This is a genomic window from Corynebacterium curieae, assembly GCF_027570035.1.
Taxonomy (GTDB): Bacteria; Actinomycetota; Actinomycetes; order Mycobacteriales; family Mycobacteriaceae; genus Corynebacterium; species Corynebacterium curieae.
This window is the reverse complement of the sequence record NZ_JAKMUU010000004.1, coordinates 22,190-44,827: the sequence shown is the minus strand read 5'-3', so window position 1 is coordinate 44,827 and position 22,638 is coordinate 22,190. Positions and strand designations below refer to the sequence as shown.

Below are 22,638 nucleotides of genomic sequence, written 5' to 3'. Positions count from 1 at the left end.
GCCTTAAGCTAGGGCGCGGTTGATGGCGGAGTTAATCGCGTTGATAGATGCCCGCGTGGTGGACCCAGCGATGCCGGCACCCCATACCTTGTTCTGGTTAACGTCCGCGGCGATATAACAGGCGGCCTCGGCGTCGTCGCCGGCAGAGCGGGACTGCTGGGAATATTCCATGACTTCGAAGTCGATGCCTAGGGACTCCAAGGCGTTGGCATAAGCAGCAATCGGGCCGTTGCCGGTGCCGGTAACGGTGGACTTTTCCCCATTGAATGTCACGGTCGCGGTCACGGCAGCGTCCTCCTCGTCCGTTGGGGCATTGTCCATATGGAAGGACTCTAGGGACAGCGGAGTCTCGCGGTCCAAGAACTCGGTGGCGAAGATATCCCACATGTTTTTGGAATTGACCTCGCCGCCTTCGGAGTCGGTGATTTCTTGCACCACGGTGGAAAATTCCGCTTGCATGGCGCGCGGCATATTGATGCCGTGGTCGGTCTTCATGATGTAGGCAACGCCACCCTTGCCGGACTGGGAATTGACGCGGATGACGGCTTGGTAGTCGCGGCCCACGTCCTTTGGATCGATGGGCAGGTAGGGAACCTCCCAAATGGCTTCGCGCAGTTCTTCCCAGGAGACCTCGGTATTATTCGCGCCGGGGCGAATGGTAGCCGCCAGTGCGTCAAGGCCTTTGTTAATGGCGTCTTGGTGGGAGCCAGAGAAGGCGGTGAAGACCAAATCGCCGCCGTAGGGGTGGCGCTCCGGCACGCGCAGCTGGTTGCAGTATTCGACGGTCTCACGAATCTGCGGCAGATCGGAAAAATCGATCTGTGGGTCCACGCCCTGGGTGAGCATATTCAGGCCCAGGGTAATAAGGTCAACGTTGCCGGTGCGCTCGCCGTTGCCAAAAAGGCAGCCTTCGATGCGGCCCGCGCCGGCCATAAAGCCCAACTCGGCGGCGGCGATTCCTTCGCCGCGGTCATTGTGCGGGTGCAGGGACAACAGAATGTCCTCACGGCGGGCCAGGTTGCGGTGCATCCACTCGATGGAATCGGCATAAATATTGGGCGAAATCATCTCCATGGTGGACGGCAGGTTGATGATCATCGGGTTATCCGGGGTGGGGTCCATGATGGCCACGACGTCATCGCAGACCTCGCGGGCGAAGTCCAGCTCGGTTCCGGTGAAGGACTCGGGGGAGTATTCCCAGCGCCAATTGGTATTGGGGTAGTCGGCAGCAATGGACTTGATGAGTTCGGCGGCATCGGTGGCCAGCTTTTTAATGGCGGGTTTGTCCTTACGGAAGACAACGCGGCGCTGCAGTTTCGAGGTGGAATGATAGAAGTGGACGATGACGTTCTTGGCGCCTTCGCAGGCTTCAAAGGTGCGGCGGATGAGGTGCTCGCGGGCTTGGACGAGGACCTGGATGGTTACATCATCGGGAATTTTATTACCCTCAATGATTTCGCGGACGAAGTTATAGTCCGTTTGGGAGGCGGACGGGAAGCCGACCTCGATTTCTTTGTAGCCCATCTTGACCAGGAGGTCGAACATGCGGTGCTTGCGCTCTGGGCTCATGGGATCAATCAGCGCTTGGTTGCCGTCGCGCAGATCTACCGCACACCACTGGGGCGCGTGGGTGATTTTCTTGCTGGGCCACGTGCGGTCCGGCAGGTCAATGTCTTCTACCTCTACGGCAAAGGGCTGGTAGCGCTCGTGAGGCATGGCGGAGCCGCGTTGTTTATTCCACGCGGGCTGGCCTTCGCGGCGCGGGCCGTTGGGGGTGGTGATTTCGCGCGGGGCGCTGATGAAAGAATCAGTGGGGGACATGAAGTGCGGTTTCCTTTTCTGTGGTGTCTGTGGGAGACGGCCAGCTGGGCTTGGGTAGCCGGACTCCGCGACGGGGCGCTGGCCAGTGTTAGGCCGAAATCCCGCCGCGGCAGATAAGGAGTAGGTCATTCCGCTGTGTCATATCGGTCACACTACAGGCTTTCTCACTATGTGGCAAGAGATTTCATTCAATGAGACGCGGCGCCGGTGCGGTACGATGCCTTTCGTGTCTACCGCCCGCCATTCTGCATCCACCTCACCGTCTGCTTTGTGCTCTTTGTGGGCGCCTGCCGCGCTTGTTGCGCTCCTTGGAGCCGCCTTACGCGTAGGCGTGCTCGCGGCAGTGGCCGCGGCGCAGGACGATAGCCTGTGGGGCTTGCTTAATAAGTGGGACGCCAAGCATTACGTAGAAATCGCTCGCGGTGGATACTTTGGCGCCGATATTTCCACGGATGGTCCGGTCCACGAGACCACGATGGCTTTTTTCCCGGGCTTTCCGTTTCTGGTCCGTATAGTCAGCGGCCTGCTGGGGACCGGGGTGGCCGGAACGGCCATTGTGCTCAACGTGCTATTTAGCGTCGCATTGGCCGCCGGCGTAATGGCATTGGCCGCGCGGATGGGTAAGGGAAAGCGCGCACAGGTGCTCAGTGCCGTGGTGGTAACCGGTGCACCGATGTCCATTGTGTTCACTATGCCGTATACCGAGGCGCTCTTTGGGGCCCTTGCCATCTGGGCGGTGGTGGCCCTCGTGGATGAGAGATGGTGGGGAGCTGCGGCATTTGTCTTTCTAGCCGGGCTCGTGCGCCTTACCGCGGTGGACCTCGTGGCAGTCTTTGCCTTGATGGTGCTGCTGCGCGCACGCAGGAATTGGCGAGCCTGGGCTGCGGTGGTGTTTTCCACCGTGCCGTTGGCGGGATATTTGTGGTGGTCGAGCAGCCACTTAAAGGAAGCCGGCGGCTACTTCGGGATTCAGAAGGAGCATTGGAACTCCGGCTTCGATGGCGGCAAAGCCACGGCTGTCTGGCTGTGGGAGACACTCAGTGGGGCTACCAACGGTGGCTACCTGCTCAGCGCCGGGGTAATGATCGCCGCCCCGGTATGCCTGGTGCTGGCCTGGCGCCGGCTACCGTTGGCGGCCTGGCTATTTTCCGCCGTACTCATGGCCAACGTCTTATTGTCTGATGGCATCATGCACTCGCGGCCCCGGTTGCTCCTGCCGGCGGTGATTGTGTTGTTGCCGTGGGTGAAAAAGGGGGCGTCGGCAAGCGCGGCGGCACTTGCTTGGGCGGTATTCGGCGCGTGGTTTTCGGCTTATATGCTCGGCGTATTTGAGTGGGCCATCTAGCCGCGTTGGCTAATTGGGCTGCGGGAGAGAACGATGGTGGAAAGCACCATAACGGCAAGGGCAATGAGCATGATTGTCCAGCCGACGGCGGTATCAATAAGGAATTTCTCCCCCAGCACCATATAGCCCAAGCCAAAGGCCACAATGGGCTCAAAGATGGTCATGGCGGGTAGGGAATGGGCCAGCGGCCCGGCATTGAAGGAATACTGCTGCACCACTGTGCCGGTAAGCGCGAGGCCGATAAGGCCATAGAGCTGCCAGCTCGCCAGCAAAGTCGTGAGGCTTTCGTGGGTGAAAATATCCACCACGGCCTTAGAAAGCAGGGCGACGAAGCCGTAGATAACGCCGCAGGCCGTACCCAAGGCCAAGGGGCGGTGCTCCGGCAACTTGGAGGCCACCGCTCCCAGCGCCGCGAGGGTGAGTACACCTACGAGCAGCGCCGGCCACCAGTCGCTCCACTCTGGGCGGGGGTTGCCGGCAACCGGCCGGCCGTAGACCACCATGATGCCCACCGCGATGGTCAATGCGACGGACCAAAAGACCTCGTGGAAGGGCATCTTGCGGCCGGAGTACCACGCCGAAAGCGGCAGGGTAAACATCAAGGACAGCACCAAGATAGGCTGAACCACCAGCAAGGTACCAAAGCCAAGCGCGATGACCTGCAGGCCGTAGGCGCCAATGGCGGCCGCGGTGCCCACCCACCACAAGGGGTTGGACATGGCGGCGCGCATGACCGAATCATCGGCGTCGAGGGCGATACGGTGGCGGATGACCGTACCCCAAGCAACCGTCAGCGCGGATGCGAGCGCGAAAAAGATGGCGAGGAGGTTGCTTAACACTCGCTCAACGCTAGTAAAAATTCCCGTTTATTGCATATTCTCCGCTGCATGGCGCGTGTTTTTATCCGGAAGCGTGGGTAGCGCGTGGAGTGCCCAAGGCCAGGGGCGTGTGAATAAAAAGCAAGCATTGTCTGGGAATTATGATGAGGGCTAGGCCCCTGCGGGGTAGCATGGGTATTTGACTAATGACCGACAGATATTTCTGGACGCGCGCAAACGTACACTCCGGAAATGCCTGGAAAGACGAAAGGCGGCATCCACACCGTGGCCCTGATCGTGCAAAAATATGGCGGCTCATCCCTTGAATCGGCAGACCGCATCCGCGCCGTTGCGGAACGCATTGTGGCCACAAAGAAGCAGGGCAATGACGTTGTTGTGGTGTGCTCCGCCATGGGCGATACCACCGATAACCTGCTTGACCTTGCCGCCCAGGTCAACCCCGTCCCGCCGCAGCGGGAGATGGATATGTTGCTCACCGCCGGCGAGCGCATCTCTAACGCCCTCGTGGCTATGGCAGTGGAATCACTTGGCGCCCACGCCCAGTCCTTTACCGGCTCTCAGGCCGGCGTGCTTACCACCGAGCGCCACGGCAACGCCCGGATTGTGGACGTCACCCCGGGCCGCCTGACCGAAGCATTGGATGAGGGAAAGATTTGCATCGTCGCCGGTTTCCAAGGCGTAAATAAGGAATCGCGCGATGTCACCACGCTGGGCCGCGGCGGCTCCGATACCACCGCGGTGGCCCTAACGGCCGCGCTGAATGCGGATGTGTGCGAGATTTACTCCGATGTCGATGGCGTCTATACCGCGGACCCGCGCATCGTCCCCGATGCACAGAAGCTAGACAAGCTCTCCTTTGAAGAGATGCTGGAGATGGCCGCAGTAGGTTCCAAGATTTTGGTCCTGCGCAGCGTGGAGTACGCCCGTGCGTTCAATGTACCTTTGCGAGTTCGCTCGTCTTATTCGAATGACCCCGGCACCCTAGTGGCCGGCTCAATGGAGGATATCCCCGTGGAAGAAGCAGTACTAACTGGTGTAGCAACCGATAAGTCCGAGGCTAAGGTCACCGTCCTGGGCATTCCGGACCGCCCAGGGGAGGCCGCGAAGGTCTTCCGCGTGATTGCGGATGCAGAGATCAATATTGACATGGTCTTGCAAAACGTTTCCTCCTTGGAGGACGGCACCACCGATATCACCTTCACCTGCCCGCGAGCAGACGGCCCGCGCGCCATGGAGCTGTTGACCAAGCTGAAGTCTGAGGGCGGCTGGGCCAATGTGCTTTACGACGACCAGGTGGGCAAGGTTTCCCTCGTCGGTGCCGGCATGAAGTCCCACCCAGGCGTTACCGCGGAGTTCACCGAGGCCCTGCGCGATGTGGACGTGAATATGGAGCTCATCTCCACCTCGGAGATCCGCATCTCCGTGCTCACCCGCGAGGCGGACTTGGATAAGGCCGCCCGTGCGCTGCACGATAAATTCCAGCTTGGTGGCGAAGAAGAAGCCACGGTTTATGCTGGAACCGGACGTTAAATACCCAAAGCAACTACAGAGGATTTTTAAGTCATGACCACTGTTGCAGTCGTAGGCGCTACCGGCCAGGTCGGCCGCGTTATGCGCTCCATCCTGGAAGAGCGCAATTTCCCGGCGGATAAGGTGCGCTTTTTCGCCTCCTCCCGTTCCGCCGGCACCGAGCTGGAATTCCGCGGCGAGAAGGTAACCGTAGAGGACCTCGCCGAGGTCACCGAACAGTCCGTTGCTGATGTTGATATCGCACTATTTTCTGCCGGCGGCTCCACCTCAAAGCAGTGGGCCCCAGTATTTGCCGCCGCAGGTGCGACCGTGGTGGATAATTCTTCGGCCTACCGTAAGGACCCTGAGGTTCCCCTCGTCGTCTCCGAGGTAAACCCCGAGGCAGCCAAGAAGACCCCGAAGGGCATCATCGCGAACCCGAACTGCACCACCATGGCTGCCATGCCGGTGCTCAAGGTCCTTCACGATGCCGCTGGCCTGAATAAGCTGCACGTGTCTTCCTACCAGGCCGTTTCCGGCTCCGGTTTGGCTGGCGTGCAGACTTTGGCCGCACAGGTTTATTCCGTAGGCGAGCATAACGTCGGCTTGGTCCACGATGGCTCCGCGCTCAATGAAGAGGACTTCGGCCCGTACGTCGCTCCCATCGCTTATAACGCGCTGCCGCTGGCCGGCAATCTTGTTGATGATGGCTCCTTGGAGACCGATGAGGAACAAAAGCTGCGCAATGAGTCCCGCAAGATCCTGGGCATTCCGGAGCTGAAGGTTGCGGGTACCTGCGTGCGCATTCCGGTCTTTACCGGCCACACCCTGACCATCCATGCAGAATTTGATAAGCCGATCACCCCTGAGCAGGCGAACGAGCTGCTGGGTGGCGCCCCGGGCGTCACGCTTGCCGACGTCCCCACTCCGCTCGCCGCCACCGGCATCGACGATTCCTTGGCGGGCCGCATCCGCCAAGACCAGACGGTGGATGACAATAAGGGCCTCGTGCTCGTCGTCGCCGGCGATAACCTGCGCAAGGGTGCAGCGCTGAACACCATCCAGATCGCGGAGCTGCTCGTCTAAGCCAACACCGGTGCTCCGCAAGGCACAATAAAAAGCTCGGCGCCTCCTTCCTAGCTACAAGAAAGGGGGCGCCGAGCTTTTTGCGCTGCGGGCGGAGGAGCTAGTCCTCAGAGACCGGCTTAGCAGTTCCGGTGCCGGTGCCCTTGGCGCTACCAGCCGCGGAATCCTTCTTGCCAAAGTCGAGGTCGCTATCCACGGAAGGGACCTCCGGCTTGGTGTGCTGCACGTAGGTCACGGACGGTTCTGGATCCTCGCGGTCGTAGTCAATATCGTCGTCGTTTTCGAGCTCCTCGTGGATCTCTTCTGCGATATTGGTGACGAACTCGGTGGTTTCCATATTGGACGCCGCAGCCAGCTTGCGCAGCTCACGCTCATTCTTCTTGGTGAAGCGCTTGCGCGGGTCCAGCCGGCGAGAGACCAGTTCGTGTGCGCGCATACGGCGGTCAGACTCATCGGAGAGCTTGCCGCTGTTTTTAATACGGTTGAATACCATCACCGCGATCATCAGCAGGCCCAAGTAGCCCAGGATCGGGTATACATTGCTGACCAAAGCCTGGAAGCCCACGAAGGACAGGATAAAGCCGATAATGCAGGAGGCGGCATAAACCGGGTAGAAGTACTTGGGTTTATTACGCGTCAAGCGCTTGCCCAGCGCGTAGAACATACCAATGGCGGTATTAAAGACCATGCCGTAAATAACGAACGTCATGAGTACGCCGAGTATCGGGTGAATGCCGGTAATCAGGCTCAGGACCGGCATATCTTGGCCGTTGACGTCTTTGGCCTCAAAGAAGAGGGCGAAGACCAAAAGGGCCAGCAAAATCAGGTAGAGCAGGCCGCCAATGAGGCCGCCGATGCCTACCGCGCGGTTGTCCAAGAAGTTACCGCCGATGACGATGGACATGGAAACCGCCGTCATCACGTTCAGGCCGGTGTAGTTTAGCGCGGACAGCCACCAATTGGGCAACGAAGTATCGACATTATCTACGGCCCAATTATTAAGGGAAGAGAAATCGACGTCCGCGTTCCAGATGGTGTATCCGGTGGCCAGCACCACGAAGACGATGATGAACGGGGTGATGGTACCAATCACCGCGGTCACGCGGTCGACGTCCATGAGGCCGACGAGCAGCACCAATACCAGCATGACAGTGGCACCCACCCATACCGGGATGGATGGGAACTGCTGATTGATATTCGAGCCGCCGCCGGCGAACATGACGAAGCCGATGGAGAACAAGGTGACCAGGGTGGACCAGTCCAAAATCTTGGCGGTAAACGGCGACGCGACCTTGTCGTAGACCGCGGTATGCTCCTCGGCTTGGAAGTACGAGCCGAGCTGCAGGATGGACACGCCGGTGATCATCATCAAACCAGCGGCCAAGGCAATGCCCCACAGGCCCCAGTTACCGAAGGCTACGAAGTACTGCATAGCCTCCTGGCCGGAGGCGAAGCCTGCGCCCACGACGACGCCGATAAACGCCATGGAAATTCCGATTGCGCGTTTTAACATGAAAGGGAGAAACTCTCTTACTCACACGCGCCGGGCCCGGCATTGGTATCGCGCGGGCCCGGATCGACGGTCGATTTATCACGTGTGTACACATCTAATACAACCACACATGTGCCAGATATTTCGGGCAAGAATCACCCCAACTGTGGCCTTGTTCACCCCACGTGCGGTGCGAAAATGGCAGCTTAGTGGCAAAATTTGGGGCACTTGGGGCGCAAGGTAACCAGAGCGTAACAATTTCAGTGTGAAATTATTTCCTCAGTCAAAGGGGGCGATATGGGGGTGCTAACTTGTCCCCGCGATGAGATCCTTGCGGGCGCGGGCCACGCGGGAGCGAATCGTTCCCACCCGTACGCCGGCGATCTTGGCCGCCTCCTCATAGGTATAGCCCAGCACTTGGGTAAGGATGAGCGCTTCGCGGCGGTCGGCCGGGAGGGCATCGATAAGCGTACGGGCGTCGATCCAGTCGCTCCACGCCGCGGAGTCTTCCGGTGCCGCGTCCATCGCGTCCTCATACTCCGTCGCGGATTTGCGCGGCCGCGCCATATCGTGGCGAATATTATCCACCCACACGCGCCGGGCTAGGGACAGCAACCACGTGCGCGCCGAGGAGCGAGCCGCGAAGCGGGGCAGGGCGCTGATGACGCGGAGGTAGGTCTCCTGGGTGAGATCATCGGCGCCTTCCGGACCGCCCAAATGAGCCAGCAAACGCCACACATCATCCTGGGTGGCCTTGATAAACTCCGTCAGCGCCGCGCGGTCGCCACGCCCGGCCCTCAGGGCTAGATCGGTGACGCGGGCGTCGTCTGCTGCGGAGTGGTGGGTCACCTGAATGAATCTACCAGCACGCCTTACTCTCCTTTGCGAGCCCTGACAACCGTGCAAAGTTTTGCCACACTGGTGCTATCTAACCGCACAATGCCAGGAGGCAAATATGAGTGAATTTACCGCTGATGACATCCTGAACAAGGGCCAGCGCCCCGCTGGCAAGGGAAATACCACCCGCCCGTCCGGCCAGCCGGTGCCGTCCGAGAACACCTCGGTAACCGCCGGCCAGCAGGGGCCAGTGGCGCTCAATGACATCCACCTTATTGAAAAGCTCGCACATTTTAACCGCGAGCGCGTGCCAGAGCGCACCCCGCACGCTAAGGGTCACGGTGCCTTTGGTGAGCTGCACATTACTGAAGACGTTTCTGCATATACCAAGGCTAAGGTCTTCCAAAAGGGCACTGTTACCCCGATGATGGGCCGTTTTTCTACCGTCGCTGGTGAGCAGGGTTCTCCGGACACCTGGCGCGATGTGCACGGCTTTGCGCTGCGCTTTTATACCGAAGATGGCAACCTCGACATCGTGGGCAATAATACCCCGGTATTCTTCGTCCGCGATGGCCTGAAGTTCCCGGACTTCATTCACTCCCAGAAGCGCTTGGGCACCAATGGCCTGCGCGATGCCGATATGCAGTGGGATTTCTGGACTCGTAACCCAGAATCCGCCCACCAGGTCACCTACCTCATGGGCGATCGCGGTACCCCGAAGTCCACCCGCCACCAGAATGGCTATGGTTCCCACACCTTCCAGTGGGTTAATGACCAAGGCGAGGCCTTTTGGGTGAAGTACCACTTCAAGACCCGCCAGGGCGTAGAGAACTTCACCGATGAAGAGGCCACCACCACCGCTGGCCAGAACCCGGATTGCCACCGCGAGGATCTTTATAACGCCATCGAGGAGGGCAACTACCCGGTCTGGGACGTGAAGGTGCAGATCATGCCGCTGGATGAGGCGGAGAATTACCGCTTTAATCCCTTCGATCTGACCAAGGTCTGGTCCAAGAAGGACTACCCGCTGCATGACGTGGGCTACTTCGTCCTCAACCGCAATCCACACAACTTCTTTGCCCAGATTGAGCAGGTAGCGCTCGATCCTTCCAATATTGTGCCGGGCGTTGGCCTATCCCCAGACAAGATGCTGCAGGCTCGCGTCTTTGCTTATGCTGACCAGCAGCGCTACCGCATCGGACCGAACTATAAGCACCTGCCGGTTAACCAGCCGCAGAACGTGGACCAAGTCAATACTTATGAGCATGAGGGCCCGATGCAGTACCTCTTCAACGCTCCGGAGGATCCAGTTTATTCGCCCAACCGCTATGAGAAGGGCACGGGCGTGCTTGACGACGCCGCCGTAAACGACCGCTCCCAGCTGGAGACCACCACCGCCGCGGAGCTGTACATCAACCCGAACTCCCACGGCAGCGACTTGGTGCGTGCACCGTATGTTCGCCACGCCGAGGACGATGACTTTGTCCAGGCTCGCGACCTGTACGAGAGCGTCTACGATGATGCCGCCAAGGAGCGTTTGGTCACCAATATCACCAACGCGATGGCCGGCGTATCCGAGGAGACCGAGGAGCGCGTGTACCAGTACTGGACCAACGTTCATCCTGCCCTTGGCCAGCGCGTACGCGAGGTCTACGCCGAAAAGAAGTAGCCCTTCCGCGGCCGCACTTGCGCAGTAATCAGGCCGCCCCGTTTCGCACACCGTTGTGGTGCGTTACTGGGCGGTTTTCTTCTGCGCAGCTAGTCGCAGCGGCGCATATTTTCGGTAAGGAAAGCGGGGGCGCCCTCGGCGGCCCACTTATCCACGTCGTAGCACGGGGCGGCTAGGCCGGAGGTGGTCTCGCCGATGGATTCAATGGCTACCCATTGGCCGTCCTCATAGCGCGCCCATACCGTCCAGTCCGTACTGTCCTTGCCAAAGTGTGCCCATTGGCCATCGCAGTCATTGACCCGGATATTGGTCATACTTGGCGCTGCGGGTTGCAGTGCTTCTGGGGAACAGTCACCGCGGCCGGAATCGGCAGAGGCGGCGGCGTTGTCTTCGCTTTTCTCCTCGCCTGATTCTGCGGGTGCTTCGGTGGAGGAATCTTCTTTATTTGTAGGCTCTGATTCCTTATTTTCGCCTGCATCGCTCTCTGTTTCCGAGGCTTCGGATTCGCTCGTTATTTCTTCGGAAGAGGTCTCTTCGGTGGAGGAGCTTACTGCGGCCGCGGCGGCCTCGGAGAACTCAGGCTCTCCTGAAGTCTCCTCATCATCGGAGCAGGAAATAAGGCTGAAACACAGCGGCGCGATGGCTGCGGCGGTAAGGACATGGGAGCCGGAAAGGGAATATTTGTGGGCCATGCCATACATCGTAGAGCAAGCGGCATTGCGAAGGTGTTCGGCGCGCCTGCAACGGGGGAGTGACCTGCAACGATAGGTTCAGTAGCATGACCTCACGCCTTGCTTCTCCGGATGCTGCACCCCCTTCTCGTTGGCGCAGCTTCCTGCTGATCGTTTTGCTTGCCCTGCCGCTGATTATCGGAGCTGTGGTGGCGGGCCTTTCCCAGTGGGAACCCGCCCACGCTTGGTCTAGTGCCGCGCAGCCATTTGGTGCCCCGCGGGAAAATTCCGCGTCCCCAGAGGTGAAGGAAGCCGCCGAGGCGGCTAGCCGCGCCCAAGCGCAGGCAAGCATGCTCAAGTCGGGTGCCAAGCAGCTCGATGATGGCACGGGTGAGTTGAATAAGGGGGCGGATGAGCTCGGAGGGGGCGTCGACAAGCTGGCGAATGGCTCCCAGGAGCTAGTTGCCGGCCTCAACCAGCTGCAATCCGGCACCAATACGCTTGGCGGCGGCGCAACGGAGCTGGCCAATGGCGTAGGCGGTGCCGTGGACCAAGTGGTGGGGCTCGGCGCCGTGCAAGGGCAAATTCTGCAGGCCATTGATGGCACGATGCACGATCTAGAAGGCAATAAAACCAAGGAAGCCAAGCAGATTCGTTCGCAGCTTGGGGATCTTCGCGCACAGGTGAATAACTTCCGCTTGGATAACTCGGTGACGGACCAGCTCAAGAAGCTCAAAGACGGCTCGCGCGATCTGTCGAATCAGCTGGCGGTAGATGGCTACGCCTACCATGATGGCGTGAACCAGGCCGTCTCTGGCGCGCAGGAGCTCAATGCAGGCATTGCGGAACTCAACCAGCGGGTCGATGAGGCGCTGGAGGGCGTGGACAAGCTTGACGACGGCGCCGGAAGGCTCTCCAGCATGGCTGCCCAAAACCAGACCAATGTGGGCGATATTCAGCGTGCCTTACCCCCAGCGCAGGCCACTTCCGAAGGCCCAGCGCACCTGCTCAGCCCCATAGTGGCGATGTTAATTTCTGCCTTGGTACTGCTGGCAGGCGCGGTGGCCGGTGTGACCTGGCACCTGCGGATTCGCTCCTGGCTAACGGTCCTTGGCGGTTCGGTGGCCGCGGTAGCCATCGGCGAGATCCTGCTCTTCGTGCTCGCCACTGGTCTCACCCCCGCGGCGGCGGTCTGGGCCGGGGTGGCGCTGTTTTTAGGCGCCTTGTCCGCGGCGGCCATTACTCGCGGCTTGCTTGGCGCATTCGGCACCACCGCGGGCAGCATCATCGCAGCACTTTTCGGCATCGGCCAAACGGCGCTGGTGGGCTGGCTGTGGAAATCCGCGGCCATCGCCGGTGTTTCTAAGCTGTGGCAGGCCGTTGCTAACCTGCTGCCGCTGAATTGGACTACCGCGGCCGTTACCGTAGCGGGCAACGATGGCGAACAAGGTGTCTTGTGGGTCGGGATTGCGGTACTGCTCGCCGTCACTCTCATTGGGCTGAGTGCAAGGTGGTGGGCCCCATCCACAGCAAACACTGAGGATCCCATTAATTAAGTCTGAAAATGCATACCTAAGAGAAAAAATTATTGGTAGAAACTGGGAATTTTGGTGCGCGCTACCGTTTGCATTTTACGAGTGCTACAGTTGGTCTTGCTCACAAAGCCTACTTAGGGGGTAGGCGAACGGTTTCTCCAATCCGTTGTGAGTGATAGGGAATAGGGACGACGCGGCGCTGTAGGGGCACCGCGTCGTTTCCCCATATGTGGGGTGTTGAGCTGCAATTTTTTGCGGAAGATTCAGGAGAAATTGGCTAGCGCGTGGGGAATTGCGAGGCCGGCACCGCATTCCTTTTTGCCAGCTCCCTCTACACAATTCCGCTTGCAGCGGTGTGGTATTCGGGGGTAGCGGTATACTTTGCACCTTACCGGGGTTTAATCTGAGTCACACTCGCCTGTCTTCACGTCTTGGGACATGGCGTGCCGTCGACTTGTGAAGGAGCACTATGCAGACCCCGCTCGGGCTTACGGTCATGGGCCTCATCATCATCTTTGTGACGGTGGGAATCCTGATTCGCGGCCGCGTCAATCCCATCATCCCTATGACGCTGGTGCCCGTTGTTGGTGCCTTAATTTGCGGATTTGGTCTAGGTGAGATCTCTGACTTTTTCAGCGAAGGATTAACCTCCGTCATCAACGTCGTGGTGATGTTCATCTTTGCCATCATTTTCTTTGGCATATTGCAGGATGTTGGCCTATTTACCCCGGTTATTCGGGCGCTCATCAAGGCGACTCGGGGCAAAGTGATGGCCGTAACCTTGGGCACGGCGGCGATTGGCGTTGTGGCACACCTTGACGGATCGGGCTCTACCACCTTCCTGATTACTATCCCCGCCTTGCTGCCTTTGTACCGTGCGCTCCACATGTCGCGTTATGTTCTTATCACCATTGTCGCGATGGCTGCCTCGGTGATGAATATGGTTCCCTGGGGCGGCCCGCTTGGCCGCGCCGGGGCGGTGGTTGCGCAGGAACCTAATGCTATCTGGGTGCAGCTATTGCCGATTCAAGGCGTAGCGATTGTGCTGGTGTTCCTCTTGGCCGCGCTTTTGGGGTGGAAGGAACAGCGCCGCCTAGCCGGCTTGCGCGAAAGTGGGGAGCTAACGGGCGGCACCGCAGTAGATGTTGACGCTTTGGCCGATGAATTCTCTGCGGCACAAGTGCGTGAACAACAAAAATTGGGCTACCACTACCGCGCAGGTCGCTGGGTGACCGTGGTTAATGTTGTAGTTGCTCTAGCCGTACTAGCCGCCCTGCTGTCGGGCGTCGTCCCGCCCGCGCCGGCTTTCCTTATCGCTACGACTATCACGTTGGCCATCAACTTCAGCGGATCCATGGAACAGGGCGAGGCACTGCGGCGCCATGCGCCTAATGCACTAGCTATGGCCGGCGTCATTCTTGCAGCCGCAATGTTCTTGGGTGTCCTCAATGAAACCAAAATGCTTGAGGAAATCGCCCTGACACTAGTGAACGTTCTGCCAGAGGGCGTTGCCCCGCACCTGCACGTGATTGTGGGCTTCTTCGGTGTGCCGCTAGATCTTTTGACCTCGACGGATGCCTATTACTTCTCGGTGCTTCCTATTGTTCAGGGAACCGTTGAAAGCTTTGGGGTCAGCGGCATGGGGGCGGCCTGCGCGCTCATTATTGGCAACGTGGTGGGTACCTTCGTCTCGCCCTTCTCGCCTGCACTATGGCTGGCGCTCGGGCTGGCAGAGGGGCAGATGGGCAAGTACCTTAAACTGGCTTTCCCGATTGCGTGGATTTTCTCCGCCATCTTGGTCGCCGTAGCGCTCTTTACTGGGATACTGGCTTAGCAACGGAAAAGGCCCGCAGCGAAGCTGCGGGCTGATGGTCGGGATAACAGGATTTGAACCTGCGACCTCTTCGTCCCGAACGAAGCGCGCTACCAACCTGCGCCATATCCCGGCGTTCCGCCTCAAAAGCGGTACTGGAATACTTTAACGCAACCTGAGCGCAATCAACAAAACGGCAGGTGGCTGGGTTTAGTCCACCTCGGTGATTTTTAGTAGCGTGGCGGAAGGCCGGCAGAAGATGCGCACGGGGGCAAATTTGGAGGTGCCTAAGCCATTGGAGACGTGCATCTTCATCGGACCAAAGTCATGAAGGCCCTGCACGCGCTCGCGGTCAATGCCGCAATTGGTCACCAGCGCGCGGGAACCGGGCAGGCAGATTTGGCCGCCGTGGGTGTGGCCAGACAGCGAGAGTTGGTAGCCGTCGTCCGCGAACTTCTCCAGCACGCGGGGCTCGGGGGAGTGGAGGAGGGCCAGCGACAGATCCGCGTCCTCGTTGGGCGGGCCTGCGATTTCGGAATAGTCATCTAAATCGTGGTGCGGATCGTCCACGCCGGCGGCGGCAAGGCGCACGTTTCCCACCTTGAACTCGTGTCGCGCCTGGTTAGCATCGCGCCAGCCGTGCTCCATAAAGGCGGCGCGCATACCCCGCCACGGCAAATCCACGTAGGAAGGTTCGCGCTTTTTGCCTAGCAAGTACTTGAAGGGGTTGACCGGCTGCGGCGCCCAGTAATCATTGGTGCCAAAAACAAAGAGGCCGGGCCGGGCTAGTAGCGGGCCGAGCGCGCGCAGCGTATCGGGAACGGCCTGCTGATCGGAGAGATTATCGCCGGTGTTGACCACGAGGTCCGGCTCCAAGGCATCGAGGGCCGATACCCAGGCGATCTTGGTTTCCTGGCCCGGGATCATGTGCAGATCGGACAGGTGTAGCAGCCGAAATTCCGGCTTGCCGCGCAGCGTGCCCTTAGGCAGGAGGGGGAGCGTATATTCCTTGAGCTCGAATTTGGTCAGTTCGCTATAGCCCCATGCCGCGGCGCCCAGGCCGGCAGCGGTGAGGCCGCCAAGAATACGTAGAAGTTTCACGGCTACCACACTACCTGGCGTACATTGATAGGCATGAGCGAGCTAAAGCAAACCATTCGTGCAGATCTGAAAACCGCAATGAAGGCGAAGGAGAAGCAGCGTACCAGCGCTATCCGTGCCTTGCTGGCGGCCATCCAGGCCGAAGAGACCAATGGTTCCCGGCATGAGCTGGAAGACGCAGACATCTTGAAGGTAATTGCGCGCGAGATTAAAAAGCGCCGCGAGTCCGCCGAGGTTTATGAGGAAAACGGCCGTCCCGAGCTGGCAGAAGCAGAGCTTGCTGACGTCCCCTTTTTCGAGACCTACCAGCCCCGCCAGCTGGATGAGGCTGAGCTTAAGGCCTTGGTAGAAGAATCCATTGCCAAGGTCAAGGCCGAAAACAGCGAAGCACCCACCATGAAGCAGATGGGTGCAGTAATGAAGGTGGCTAATGCCAAGGCCGCCGGCCAGGTGGACGGCAAGCGCTTGTCCGCAGAAGTCAAGGAGCAGCTCAGCTAGTTTGAGTGCGTCCTCGACGGGCAAGGCCTAGCGGCCGAGCAGGCTGCGGACATCGTTGGCAAAGTTGTCGATGTCTTCTTGGCGGATACCAAAGTCCTCCGGCTTGAATCCGCCACCGCCCGTGTCCGTACCACCCGTGCCGCCGGTTGAGCGGCCCGGGCTAGCAGCACCGTCGGCATTTCCGCCGGCGGTGCTATCTTGTGCGCCGGTGGAATTAGCATCGGCCACGCCGGAGGAGGGGGACTGGGAGGCCGCGGAGCCGTCGGAAAGCTGCAGCGTAATTTCCGCGCCCTTCTTCTTCCCGTCCTTGCCAGTAATGGCGCGCACCACGCGGCCATAGGGCACGTCGCCGCCGATGACGCGGGAAGTCTTGACCACGTAGCCCTTCGACTCCAATGCCTGACGGGCTTCCGCCTCGGATTTGCCGCGCAGGCTATCGAGCGTGCTATCGGCCGTAGTGCCGTTATCGTACTTCTTATTGTAATTTGGCAGTCCGGCCTTGGTGGCTATCGGCAGCTGCGAAGCCATGCTGAAAAATGTCTGCGCCGGTTCCAAACCACCATAGAGGTTGCCCCAGCCCGCGCACTGGCGCACCGGCCCGGTACACAGCGGGACGGTGGAGGTGCCGTCATTATAAATATAGGGAGCGGCGGAAATGCCCTCGTTGAATCCCAAGAATGCAGAGGACTGGTTGGACTCGGTAGTACCGGTCTTTGCCGCGATCGGGCTGGAATAGCCGGCTGCCTGAGCGGCATTTTTGGCCGTGCCCTGCTTGGCGTCCTCGGACAAGGCATTGCTCATTGCGCGGGCGATGTCCTTATCCACCGCCTGCTCGCACGGGGTTTCCTTGAGGTAGACCTCGTTGCCGTCCTTGTCCGTGACCTGGGTGATGGGGTTAGGCTCGCACCATTTGCCATCGGAGGCTAGCGTGGCACCAACATTGGAAAGCTCCAGCGGGTTGACCGGGTCCGGGCCGAGGGTAAAGGAGCCGGAATTGGCGTCCTTGGTGTGCTGGGCAATGGAATTGGCCTTATCAAAACTGCCCTTGTCATCGTAGGAGCGCAGGCCCAAGCGCACGGCCATATCGACGATGGGAGCCACGCCGACCTGCTCGGTGAGCTTGATAAAGGGAGTATTCGGGGAGTGCGCTAGCGCTTCCTGCAGGGTCATTGTGGCCTTATAGGAGCCGGCGTTTTCCACGCAGTAGCGGTCCGCCGGACAGCCGTCGGCGCCGCCATGTCCGAGCCCTTCCGCCTCGTAACGGGTGGGTACGTCCACGGTATTTTTGATGCCGTAGCCCGCCTCGAGCGCGGCCGCGGCCGTAAAGACCTTGAATACGGACCCTGCGCCATTGCCCACCAAGGAGTAGGGCTGCGGCAGGATGGTCTCATTTTTATCCAACTCTAGGCCGTAGTCGCGGGAGGAGACCATGGCCAGCACCTTGCGATCCGATTTGCCGGGCTTGATGACGTCCATGACCTCGGCCACGCCTTGGGCGTCCGGATTGGTGTGATCTTGCACCGACTGGAGGGCCTTATCCTGCACGGTCGGGTCCAAAGTGGTCTTGATGGTATAGCCGCCGCGGGCCAGCTGTTCCTCGCTAATGCCCTTTTTATCTAGGTACTTGAGCACATAATCGCAGAAGAAACCGCGGTCGCCTGCGCCGATGCAGCCATTGGCCAGTGTTTTAGGCTTCTTGCCGACGCCCAGCTTCTCTCCCTTATACTTATCCGCTTCCTGCTGGCTGATATGGCCGTTATCCGCCATGGATTGCAGGACTAGGTTGCGCCGGTCGGTTACTTCCTCGGCGTTGGTATAGGGGTTGAGGCGCTCGGAGGACTGGACCATGCCGGCCAGCATTGCTGCTTGCGGCACCGTCAGTTCAGAGGCGTGGGTACCAAAATAGGTCCGAGCTGCCGCTTCGACGCCGTAGGCATGGTTACCAAAGGAAACCAAGTTGAGATAGTTAGTGAGGATGTCATCTTTGTCCAATTCCTCATCCATCTTGGTGGCCATGCGCATCTCGCGCAGCTTGCGGGCAACGGATTGCTCGGTGGCCGCGGCACGCTCTTCATCCGTGGTGGCAGAAACCAGCAGCAGGTAGTTCTTAACGTATTGCTGATCGATGGTCGATGCGCCTTGGGAGACGCCGCCGGAAGTCAGGTTGGTCCACAGGGCACGGAAATTTCCTTGGAAGTCTACGCCCTCGTGATCGTAGAAGCGCTCATCCTCAATGGAGACGATGGCGTCTTTCATGGCATTCGAAATCTTCTTACTCTCTACCGGATGGCGGCGCTGGCTGAAGACATAGGCCATATCTTTGCCCTTGGCATCCTTGATCGTGGTTACGCCAGGGATATTGCCGGCAGTCAGATCTTGCAGGTCAGATTGCATGGTTTCATTGGTGCGGGCAATCGCCACGCCAGAAATGCCCGCAAAGGGGGCAAGGGCTAGGGCGATGAGCGCGCCTACCAAAACCGTAGACAGGGCTATCTTGGCCAGAGATTTGATGACAGTCACGTCCCATACCCTACGTGGTTGCCCCTAGTAGGCGGAAGATCACTCGCACCCCCTAAAGTGTGACGTGTTAGACAATCTTCTACCTCGGTGAATAGACTCGGCTGTGTTACATAGTATTCCGTCTGGGAAGGAGCACACTCACCCATGACCGTTCGTGTGAAGACAGCTGGCATGTCTAATACAGCCCGAAATCCCGAGCGTGGTGAGTGGGTCACCCAGGCTAAATGCCGCAAGGGTGACCCGGATGCCTTATTCGTGCGTGGCGCAGAGCAGCGCAAGGCGGCCGTGATTTGCCGCCATTGCCCGGTGTTGACCGAGTGCCGCGCCGACGCCCTAGATAACCGCGTCGAGTTCGGCGTGTGGGGCGGGTTGACCGAGCGCCAGCGTCGTGCCCTGCTGCGCAAGAACCCGCACATCACAGATTGGGCCCACTACTTGGCCCAGGGTGGCGAGCTCGTCGGCATTTAAATATTTCGACGGCATAGTGCGTATTTAATAGTTAGAATGGGCCCATGACTAAATGGGAATACGCAACCGCACCTGTCCTTACCCACGCCACCAAGCAGATCCTCGATTCCTGGGGAGAAGATGGCTGGGAATTGGTCTCTGTCACCCCGGGCCCAAACCCGGAAAACGTCGTGGCCTACTTCAAGCGTGAGGTGGCAGAGTAAATGGGCTTTCATGCTCGCTTGCGGGAGCTGGGATACGAGCTTCCGGGCGTCGCCAAGCCGCTAGCTTCCTATGTGCCTGCCGTACGTGTGGGTGACCAAGTCTGGACCTCGGGCCAGCTTCCCCTCGTGGAAGGGTCTTTGCCGCTGACGGGCAAGGTCGGTGCTGATCTGACAACTGACCAGGCCCAAGAGCAGGCCCGCATTGCAGCGCTCAATGCACTGGCCGCGGTTGATGCAGAAGTAGGCCTGGATAATGTCGCCCGCGTGGTTAAGGTCGTGGGTTTCGTGGCCTCTGCCCCAGACTATGAAGACCAGCCAGTAGTTATTAATGGCGCCTCCGATTTCATCGGTGAGGTTTTTGGGGATGCCGGAACGCATGCCCGCTCTGCTGTGGGTGTGGCCGCGTTGCCTAAAAACGCGCCGGTAGAGATCGAACTAATCGTAGAAATCGCTGCTTGATCGGATAGGCTAGGAACTATGGAGCACCCCGCATATAGTCAATTGCGTCCCGTTAGCCAATCCGTTGGCGTAGTACTTTGTGATAATCCCAGCTACACCGCCTTGGAGGGTACGAATACCTGGATTATTCGCGCCGCTGAAGATTCACGAGCCATCGTCGTGGATCCGGGTCCTGAGGATGAAGGCCATCTCAACGTTGTGCACCGCAACGCAGGTGAGGTGGCTTTGATTTTGCTTACCCACCGCCACGATGACCATGCGTCGGGCGCGCAACGCCTTCGGCAAATGACCGGCGCCCCCATCCGCGCCTTTGATCCGAGCTACTGCAATGGCGCCGAAGCGCTGCAGGACGGCGAGCACATTTCCCTCGATGGCATCACGCCGCGCCTCGAAGTCGTGCACACGCCGGGCCATACCGCGGATTCCACCTGCTTTTTTGTGTGGAGCGGTGAGGTAGAAAACTCCCGCCTTGAAGGAATTGTTTCTGGTGATACCATCGCCGGCCGCCACACCGTCCTCCTTTCGGAGACGGACGGCAACTTGGCCGATTATTTGCAGACCTTGGATACCTTGGAGGAACGCGGTAAGGATATCGCGTTGTTTCCAGGGCACGGCCCAGACTTGGACGATACGTCCCAGGTGGCTCGCAAATACATTGACCGCCGCCACTACCGCCTCAACCAAATCAAAGAAATCCGCTCCCGCTTGGGTGAGGATGTAGATTTGAATACGCTGGTCAATGAGATGTATGACGATGTGGATCCGGTGCTGCGTCACGCGGCCGAGCAGTCCACACGCACCGCGCTAAAGTACTTGGACGGCACTGCTAAATAAGCTTTTCTCCAACTGCCCCTCTTCCTTTGCGGAAAGAGGGGCGTAATTTTTTAGCCGCAGTAGTGTAGGAGGAAGCTGCCGCTGGGCAGAGGGGTCAACTTATGGCCACACTCTCGGCGGATATCGGAGGGAAACGGCGCATAACGTGGCATATGTGATCGTGGAGTCGGCCTTAGCCGGTACGGGCCAAGGGGAGGGTGCGAAAACAGCGAAACCCCGCCGAAGCGGGGTCGTGAGCTGGCGCGGTGTTAGCGAGCGCGGCGGGCGAGGTGCTCGGTATCCACGATGAGCACGGACTTGCCCTCGAGGCGGATCCAACCGCGGTGGGCGAAGGTGGCCAGCGCCTTGTTGACGGTCTCGCGGGAAGCGCCGACCAGTTGGGCAATCTCTTCCTGGGTGAGGTCGTGGTTCACACGCAGGGCGCTGCCTTCTTGGACGCCGAAGCGGTTAGCCAGCTGCAGCAGGGTCTTTGCCACGCGGCCTGGCACGTCAGTGAAGATGAGGTCAGCCAGGTTGGCATTGGTGCGGCGCAGGCGACGGGCCAGCACGCGCAGGAGCTGCTGTGCGATTTCGGGGTGGTCGCCTACCCACTTCTTGAGCAGCTCGGAGTTCATGGTGGCCGCCTGGACCTCGGTCACGCACACTGCGGAGGAGGTGCGTGGGCCCGGATCGAAGATGGACAACTCGCCGAACATATCGGACGGGCCCATGACGGTGAGGAGGTTTTCGCGGCCATCCGGGGCGTGGCGGGCGAGCTTAATCTTGCCCGAGGTGATGATGTACAAGCGGTCACCAGGCTCGCCCTCATCAAAGATGGTGGTTCCGCGCGGGTAGCGCACGGTCTCCATCTGTTCGATTAGGTTCTGCACTGCAACGGGATCAACGCCTTGGAAGATTCCGGCGCGGGAGAGAATGTCCTGTACGCCTTCCACGTTTTACTCCTTGGATGTCGACTACGAAAGTCCGTAGATGAGCTTGCGCCACATCTGGGTGCGGTCTTTCATGCACTCGACAATGCGGAACAAGCAGGGTCACTGTGTAACGGGTTTCATCTTACAGTGTAATTGGTCACTTTTGGTACTTCAGTGAAATTTTGTCACACTATAGAAACTCTAATCGTGCTAGTGCAGGAGTCCGGCCAGCGGGTTTGCAGCCTAGTCAGCAAAAACGACTGCTTCGAGCTTTTCCATCAGAAGGGCAAAAAGGGCGATGGCAAGCGGTACCAGAATCACGAGTGAAATCATGTTTTCCTAGTCTACTAAGCTTAAGCCCATGAATTCAGCCCTGTCAGCGGCCAGCGCGCCGGAGCTTAGGGCACCGGAGATCAATCGGCGCTTGGCACGGGAGTACCCGGATACGCGTTGCGCGTTGGACTATGATTCCCCGCTGCAGCTATTGGTGGCCACGGTGCTTTCCGCCCAGTGCACGGATGAGCGCGTGAATTCGGTGACCCCAGACCTTTTCGCCCGCTACCCAGAGGCTGCGGATTATGCAGCGGCGCAGCGGGCTGATCTGGAAGGCATCCTGCGGCCGCTGGGCTTTCAGCGCGCCAAAGCGGGACACCTCTTGGGCATCGGGGAGAAGCTGGTGGCGGAATTCGAAGGCGAGGTCCCACGCACGGTAAAGGACCTCACCAGCCTGCCCGGCGTAGGCCGGAAGACGGCGTTGGTGGTACTTGGTAATGCCTTCGGGATTCCCGGGCTGACGGTGGACACCCACTTCGGCCGCCTCATGCAGCGACTCCGCCTGACGGGGGAGAAGACACCGGTAAAGATCGAGCGGGACATCGCTAAGCTGCTGCCGGAAGAAGAGTGGACGATGTTTTCGCACCGCGTGATCTTTCACGGGCGGCAGGTGTGCCATGCGCGCACGCCGGAGTGCGGTGCGTGCGTGCTGCGGGATATGTGTCCAGCAGCTAGTGGGCGCTAGGCTAACGGT

General features: G+C 59.5%; 20 protein-coding genes and 1 tRNA gene. 12 read left to right on the top strand and 9 right to left on the bottom strand.

Annotation, left to right across the window (positions count from 1 at the left end):
* Positions 1-3: 3 nt before the first annotated feature.
* Positions 4-1,821 carry a 2-isopropylmalate synthase gene (gene leuA, locus L8V01_RS07705; RefSeq protein WP_269946508.1) on the bottom strand — a complete coding sequence of 606 codons (1,818 nt, stop codon included), beginning with the start codon at positions 1,819-1,821 and terminating at the stop codon, positions 4-6.
* A 217-nt stretch (positions 1,822-2,038) separates the two neighbouring features.
* Here leuA and L8V01_RS07700 point away from each other — a divergent pair, with 217 nt between their 5' ends.
* Positions 2,039-3,166 carry a mannosyltransferase family protein gene (locus tag L8V01_RS07700; RefSeq protein WP_269946716.1) on the top strand — a complete coding sequence of 376 codons (1,128 nt, stop codon included), beginning with the start codon at positions 2,039-2,041 and terminating at the stop codon, positions 3,164-3,166.
* Here the strand turns inward: L8V01_RS07700 and L8V01_RS07695 are convergent.
* Complete coding sequence (locus L8V01_RS07695; protein ID WP_269946507.1) at positions 3,163-4,005, bottom strand: DMT family transporter; 843 nt, start codon at positions 4,003-4,005, stop codon at positions 3,163-3,165. The two genes, L8V01_RS07700 and L8V01_RS07695, sit on opposite strands and share 4 nt — an antisense overlap.
* A 264-nt stretch (positions 4,006-4,269) precedes the next feature.
* Here L8V01_RS07695 and L8V01_RS07690 point away from each other — a divergent pair, with 264 nt between their 5' ends.
* Both L8V01_RS07690 and L8V01_RS07685 read left to right on the top strand, forming a co-directional pair.
* Positions 4,270-5,535: an aspartate kinase gene (locus L8V01_RS07690; protein ID WP_269946715.1), complete on the top strand. Its 1,266-nt coding sequence runs from the start codon at positions 4,270-4,272 to the stop codon at positions 5,533-5,535.
* A 33-nt stretch (positions 5,536-5,568) separates the two neighbouring features.
* Positions 5,569-6,600, top strand: coding sequence for an aspartate-semialdehyde dehydrogenase (locus L8V01_RS07685; protein WP_269946506.1), 1,032 nt, complete (start codon positions 5,569-5,571; stop codon positions 6,598-6,600).
* A 100-nt stretch (positions 6,601-6,700) separates the two neighbouring features.
* Here L8V01_RS07685 and L8V01_RS07680 read toward each other — a convergent pair whose 3' ends face one another.
* Positions 6,701-8,113: a YkvI family membrane protein gene (locus L8V01_RS07680; protein WP_269946505.1), complete on the bottom strand. Its 1,413-nt coding sequence runs from the start codon at positions 8,111-8,113 to the stop codon at positions 6,701-6,703.
* Between the two features lie 285 nt (positions 8,114-8,398).
* On the bottom strand, positions 8,399-8,941 hold the full coding sequence (locus L8V01_RS07675) for an RNA polymerase sigma factor (protein ID WP_269946504.1): 543 nt from the start codon (positions 8,939-8,941) through the stop codon (positions 8,399-8,401).
* A 106-nt stretch (positions 8,942-9,047) separates the two neighbouring features.
* On the opposite strand from L8V01_RS07675, the gene L8V01_RS07670 reads away from it, so the two are divergent.
* The gene (locus L8V01_RS07670) at positions 9,048-10,598 is read left to right on the top strand and encodes a catalase (protein WP_269946503.1); all 1,551 of its coding nucleotides are present in this window, start codon (positions 9,048-9,050) and stop codon (positions 10,596-10,598) included.
* Positions 10,599-10,687: 89 nt separating this feature from the next.
* On the opposite strand, the gene L8V01_RS07665 is transcribed toward L8V01_RS07670, so the two are convergent.
* On the bottom strand, positions 10,688-11,290 hold the full coding sequence (locus tag L8V01_RS07665; protein WP_269946502.1) for a hypothetical protein: 603 nt from the start codon (positions 11,288-11,290) through the stop codon (positions 10,688-10,690).
* 86 nt (positions 11,291-11,376) lie between these two features.
* Between L8V01_RS07665 and L8V01_RS07660 the strand changes: the two genes are divergently transcribed.
* Complete coding sequence (locus L8V01_RS07660) at positions 11,377-12,825, top strand: ABC transporter permease (RefSeq protein ID WP_269946501.1); 1,449 nt, start codon at positions 11,377-11,379, stop codon at positions 12,823-12,825.
* Positions 12,826-13,273: 448 nt separating this feature from the next.
* On the top strand, positions 13,274-14,638 hold the full coding sequence (locus L8V01_RS07655; protein ID WP_269946500.1) for a CitMHS family transporter: 1,365 nt from the start codon (positions 13,274-13,276) through the stop codon (positions 14,636-14,638).
* A gap of 35 nt (positions 14,639-14,673) precedes the next feature.
* Here L8V01_RS07655 and L8V01_RS07650 read toward each other — a convergent pair.
* Positions 14,674-14,750 (bottom strand) — tRNA-Pro (locus L8V01_RS07650).
* 77 nt (positions 14,751-14,827) lie between these two features.
* A complete protein-coding gene (locus tag L8V01_RS07645) occupies positions 14,828-15,718 on the bottom strand; it encodes a metallophosphoesterase (RefSeq protein ID WP_269946499.1) in 891 nt (296 codons plus the stop codon).
* Between the two features lie 33 nt (positions 15,719-15,751).
* On the opposite strand from L8V01_RS07645, the gene L8V01_RS07640 reads away from it, so the two are divergent.
* Entirely contained in the window at positions 15,752-16,216 is a 465-nt protein-coding gene (locus tag L8V01_RS07640) for a GatB/YqeY domain-containing protein (RefSeq protein WP_269946498.1), read from the top strand.
* Positions 16,217-16,243: 27 nt separating this feature from the next.
* On the opposite strand, the gene L8V01_RS07635 is transcribed toward L8V01_RS07640, so the two are convergent.
* Positions 16,244-18,736, bottom strand: coding sequence for a transglycosylase domain-containing protein (locus tag L8V01_RS07635; RefSeq protein WP_269946497.1), 2,493 nt, complete (start codon positions 18,734-18,736; stop codon positions 16,244-16,246).
* Between the two features lie 144 nt (positions 18,737-18,880).
* Here L8V01_RS07635 and L8V01_RS07630 point away from each other — a divergent pair, with 144 nt between their 5' ends.
* The 4 genes from L8V01_RS07630 to L8V01_RS07615 are packed head-to-tail and all read left to right on the top strand — an operon-like array spanning position 18,881 to position 20,700.
* Positions 18,881-19,204, top strand: coding sequence for a WhiB family transcriptional regulator (locus L8V01_RS07630; protein WP_005323132.1), 324 nt, complete (start codon positions 18,881-18,883; stop codon positions 19,202-19,204).
* Between the two features lie 44 nt (positions 19,205-19,248).
* Positions 19,249-19,407 (top strand): Sp36 family protein, encoded by a 159-nt coding sequence (locus L8V01_RS07625; protein WP_259887053.1) that lies wholly within the window; start codon positions 19,249-19,251, stop codon positions 19,405-19,407.
* A complete protein-coding gene (locus L8V01_RS07620; protein ID WP_269946496.1) occupies positions 19,408-19,866 on the top strand; it encodes a RidA family protein in 459 nt (152 codons plus the stop codon).
* An 18-nt stretch (positions 19,867-19,884) separates the two neighbouring features.
* Entirely contained in the window at positions 19,885-20,700 is an 816-nt protein-coding gene (locus tag L8V01_RS07615; RefSeq protein ID WP_259887055.1) for an MBL fold metallo-hydrolase, read from the top strand.
* A 248-nt stretch (positions 20,701-20,948) separates the two neighbouring features.
* On the opposite strand, the gene glxR is transcribed toward L8V01_RS07615, so the two are convergent.
* Positions 20,949-21,632 (bottom strand): CRP-like cAMP-activated global transcriptional regulator GlxR, encoded by a 684-nt coding sequence (glxR, locus tag L8V01_RS07610; protein ID WP_269946495.1) that lies wholly within the window; start codon positions 21,630-21,632, stop codon positions 20,949-20,951.
* A 340-nt stretch (positions 21,633-21,972) separates the two neighbouring features.
* Here glxR and nth point away from each other — a divergent pair, with 340 nt between their 5' ends.
* Positions 21,973-22,629 (top strand): endonuclease III, encoded by a 657-nt coding sequence (nth, locus tag L8V01_RS07605; protein ID WP_269946494.1) that lies wholly within the window; start codon positions 21,973-21,975, stop codon positions 22,627-22,629.
* The last annotated feature ends 9 nt before the right edge of the window (positions 22,630-22,638 follow it).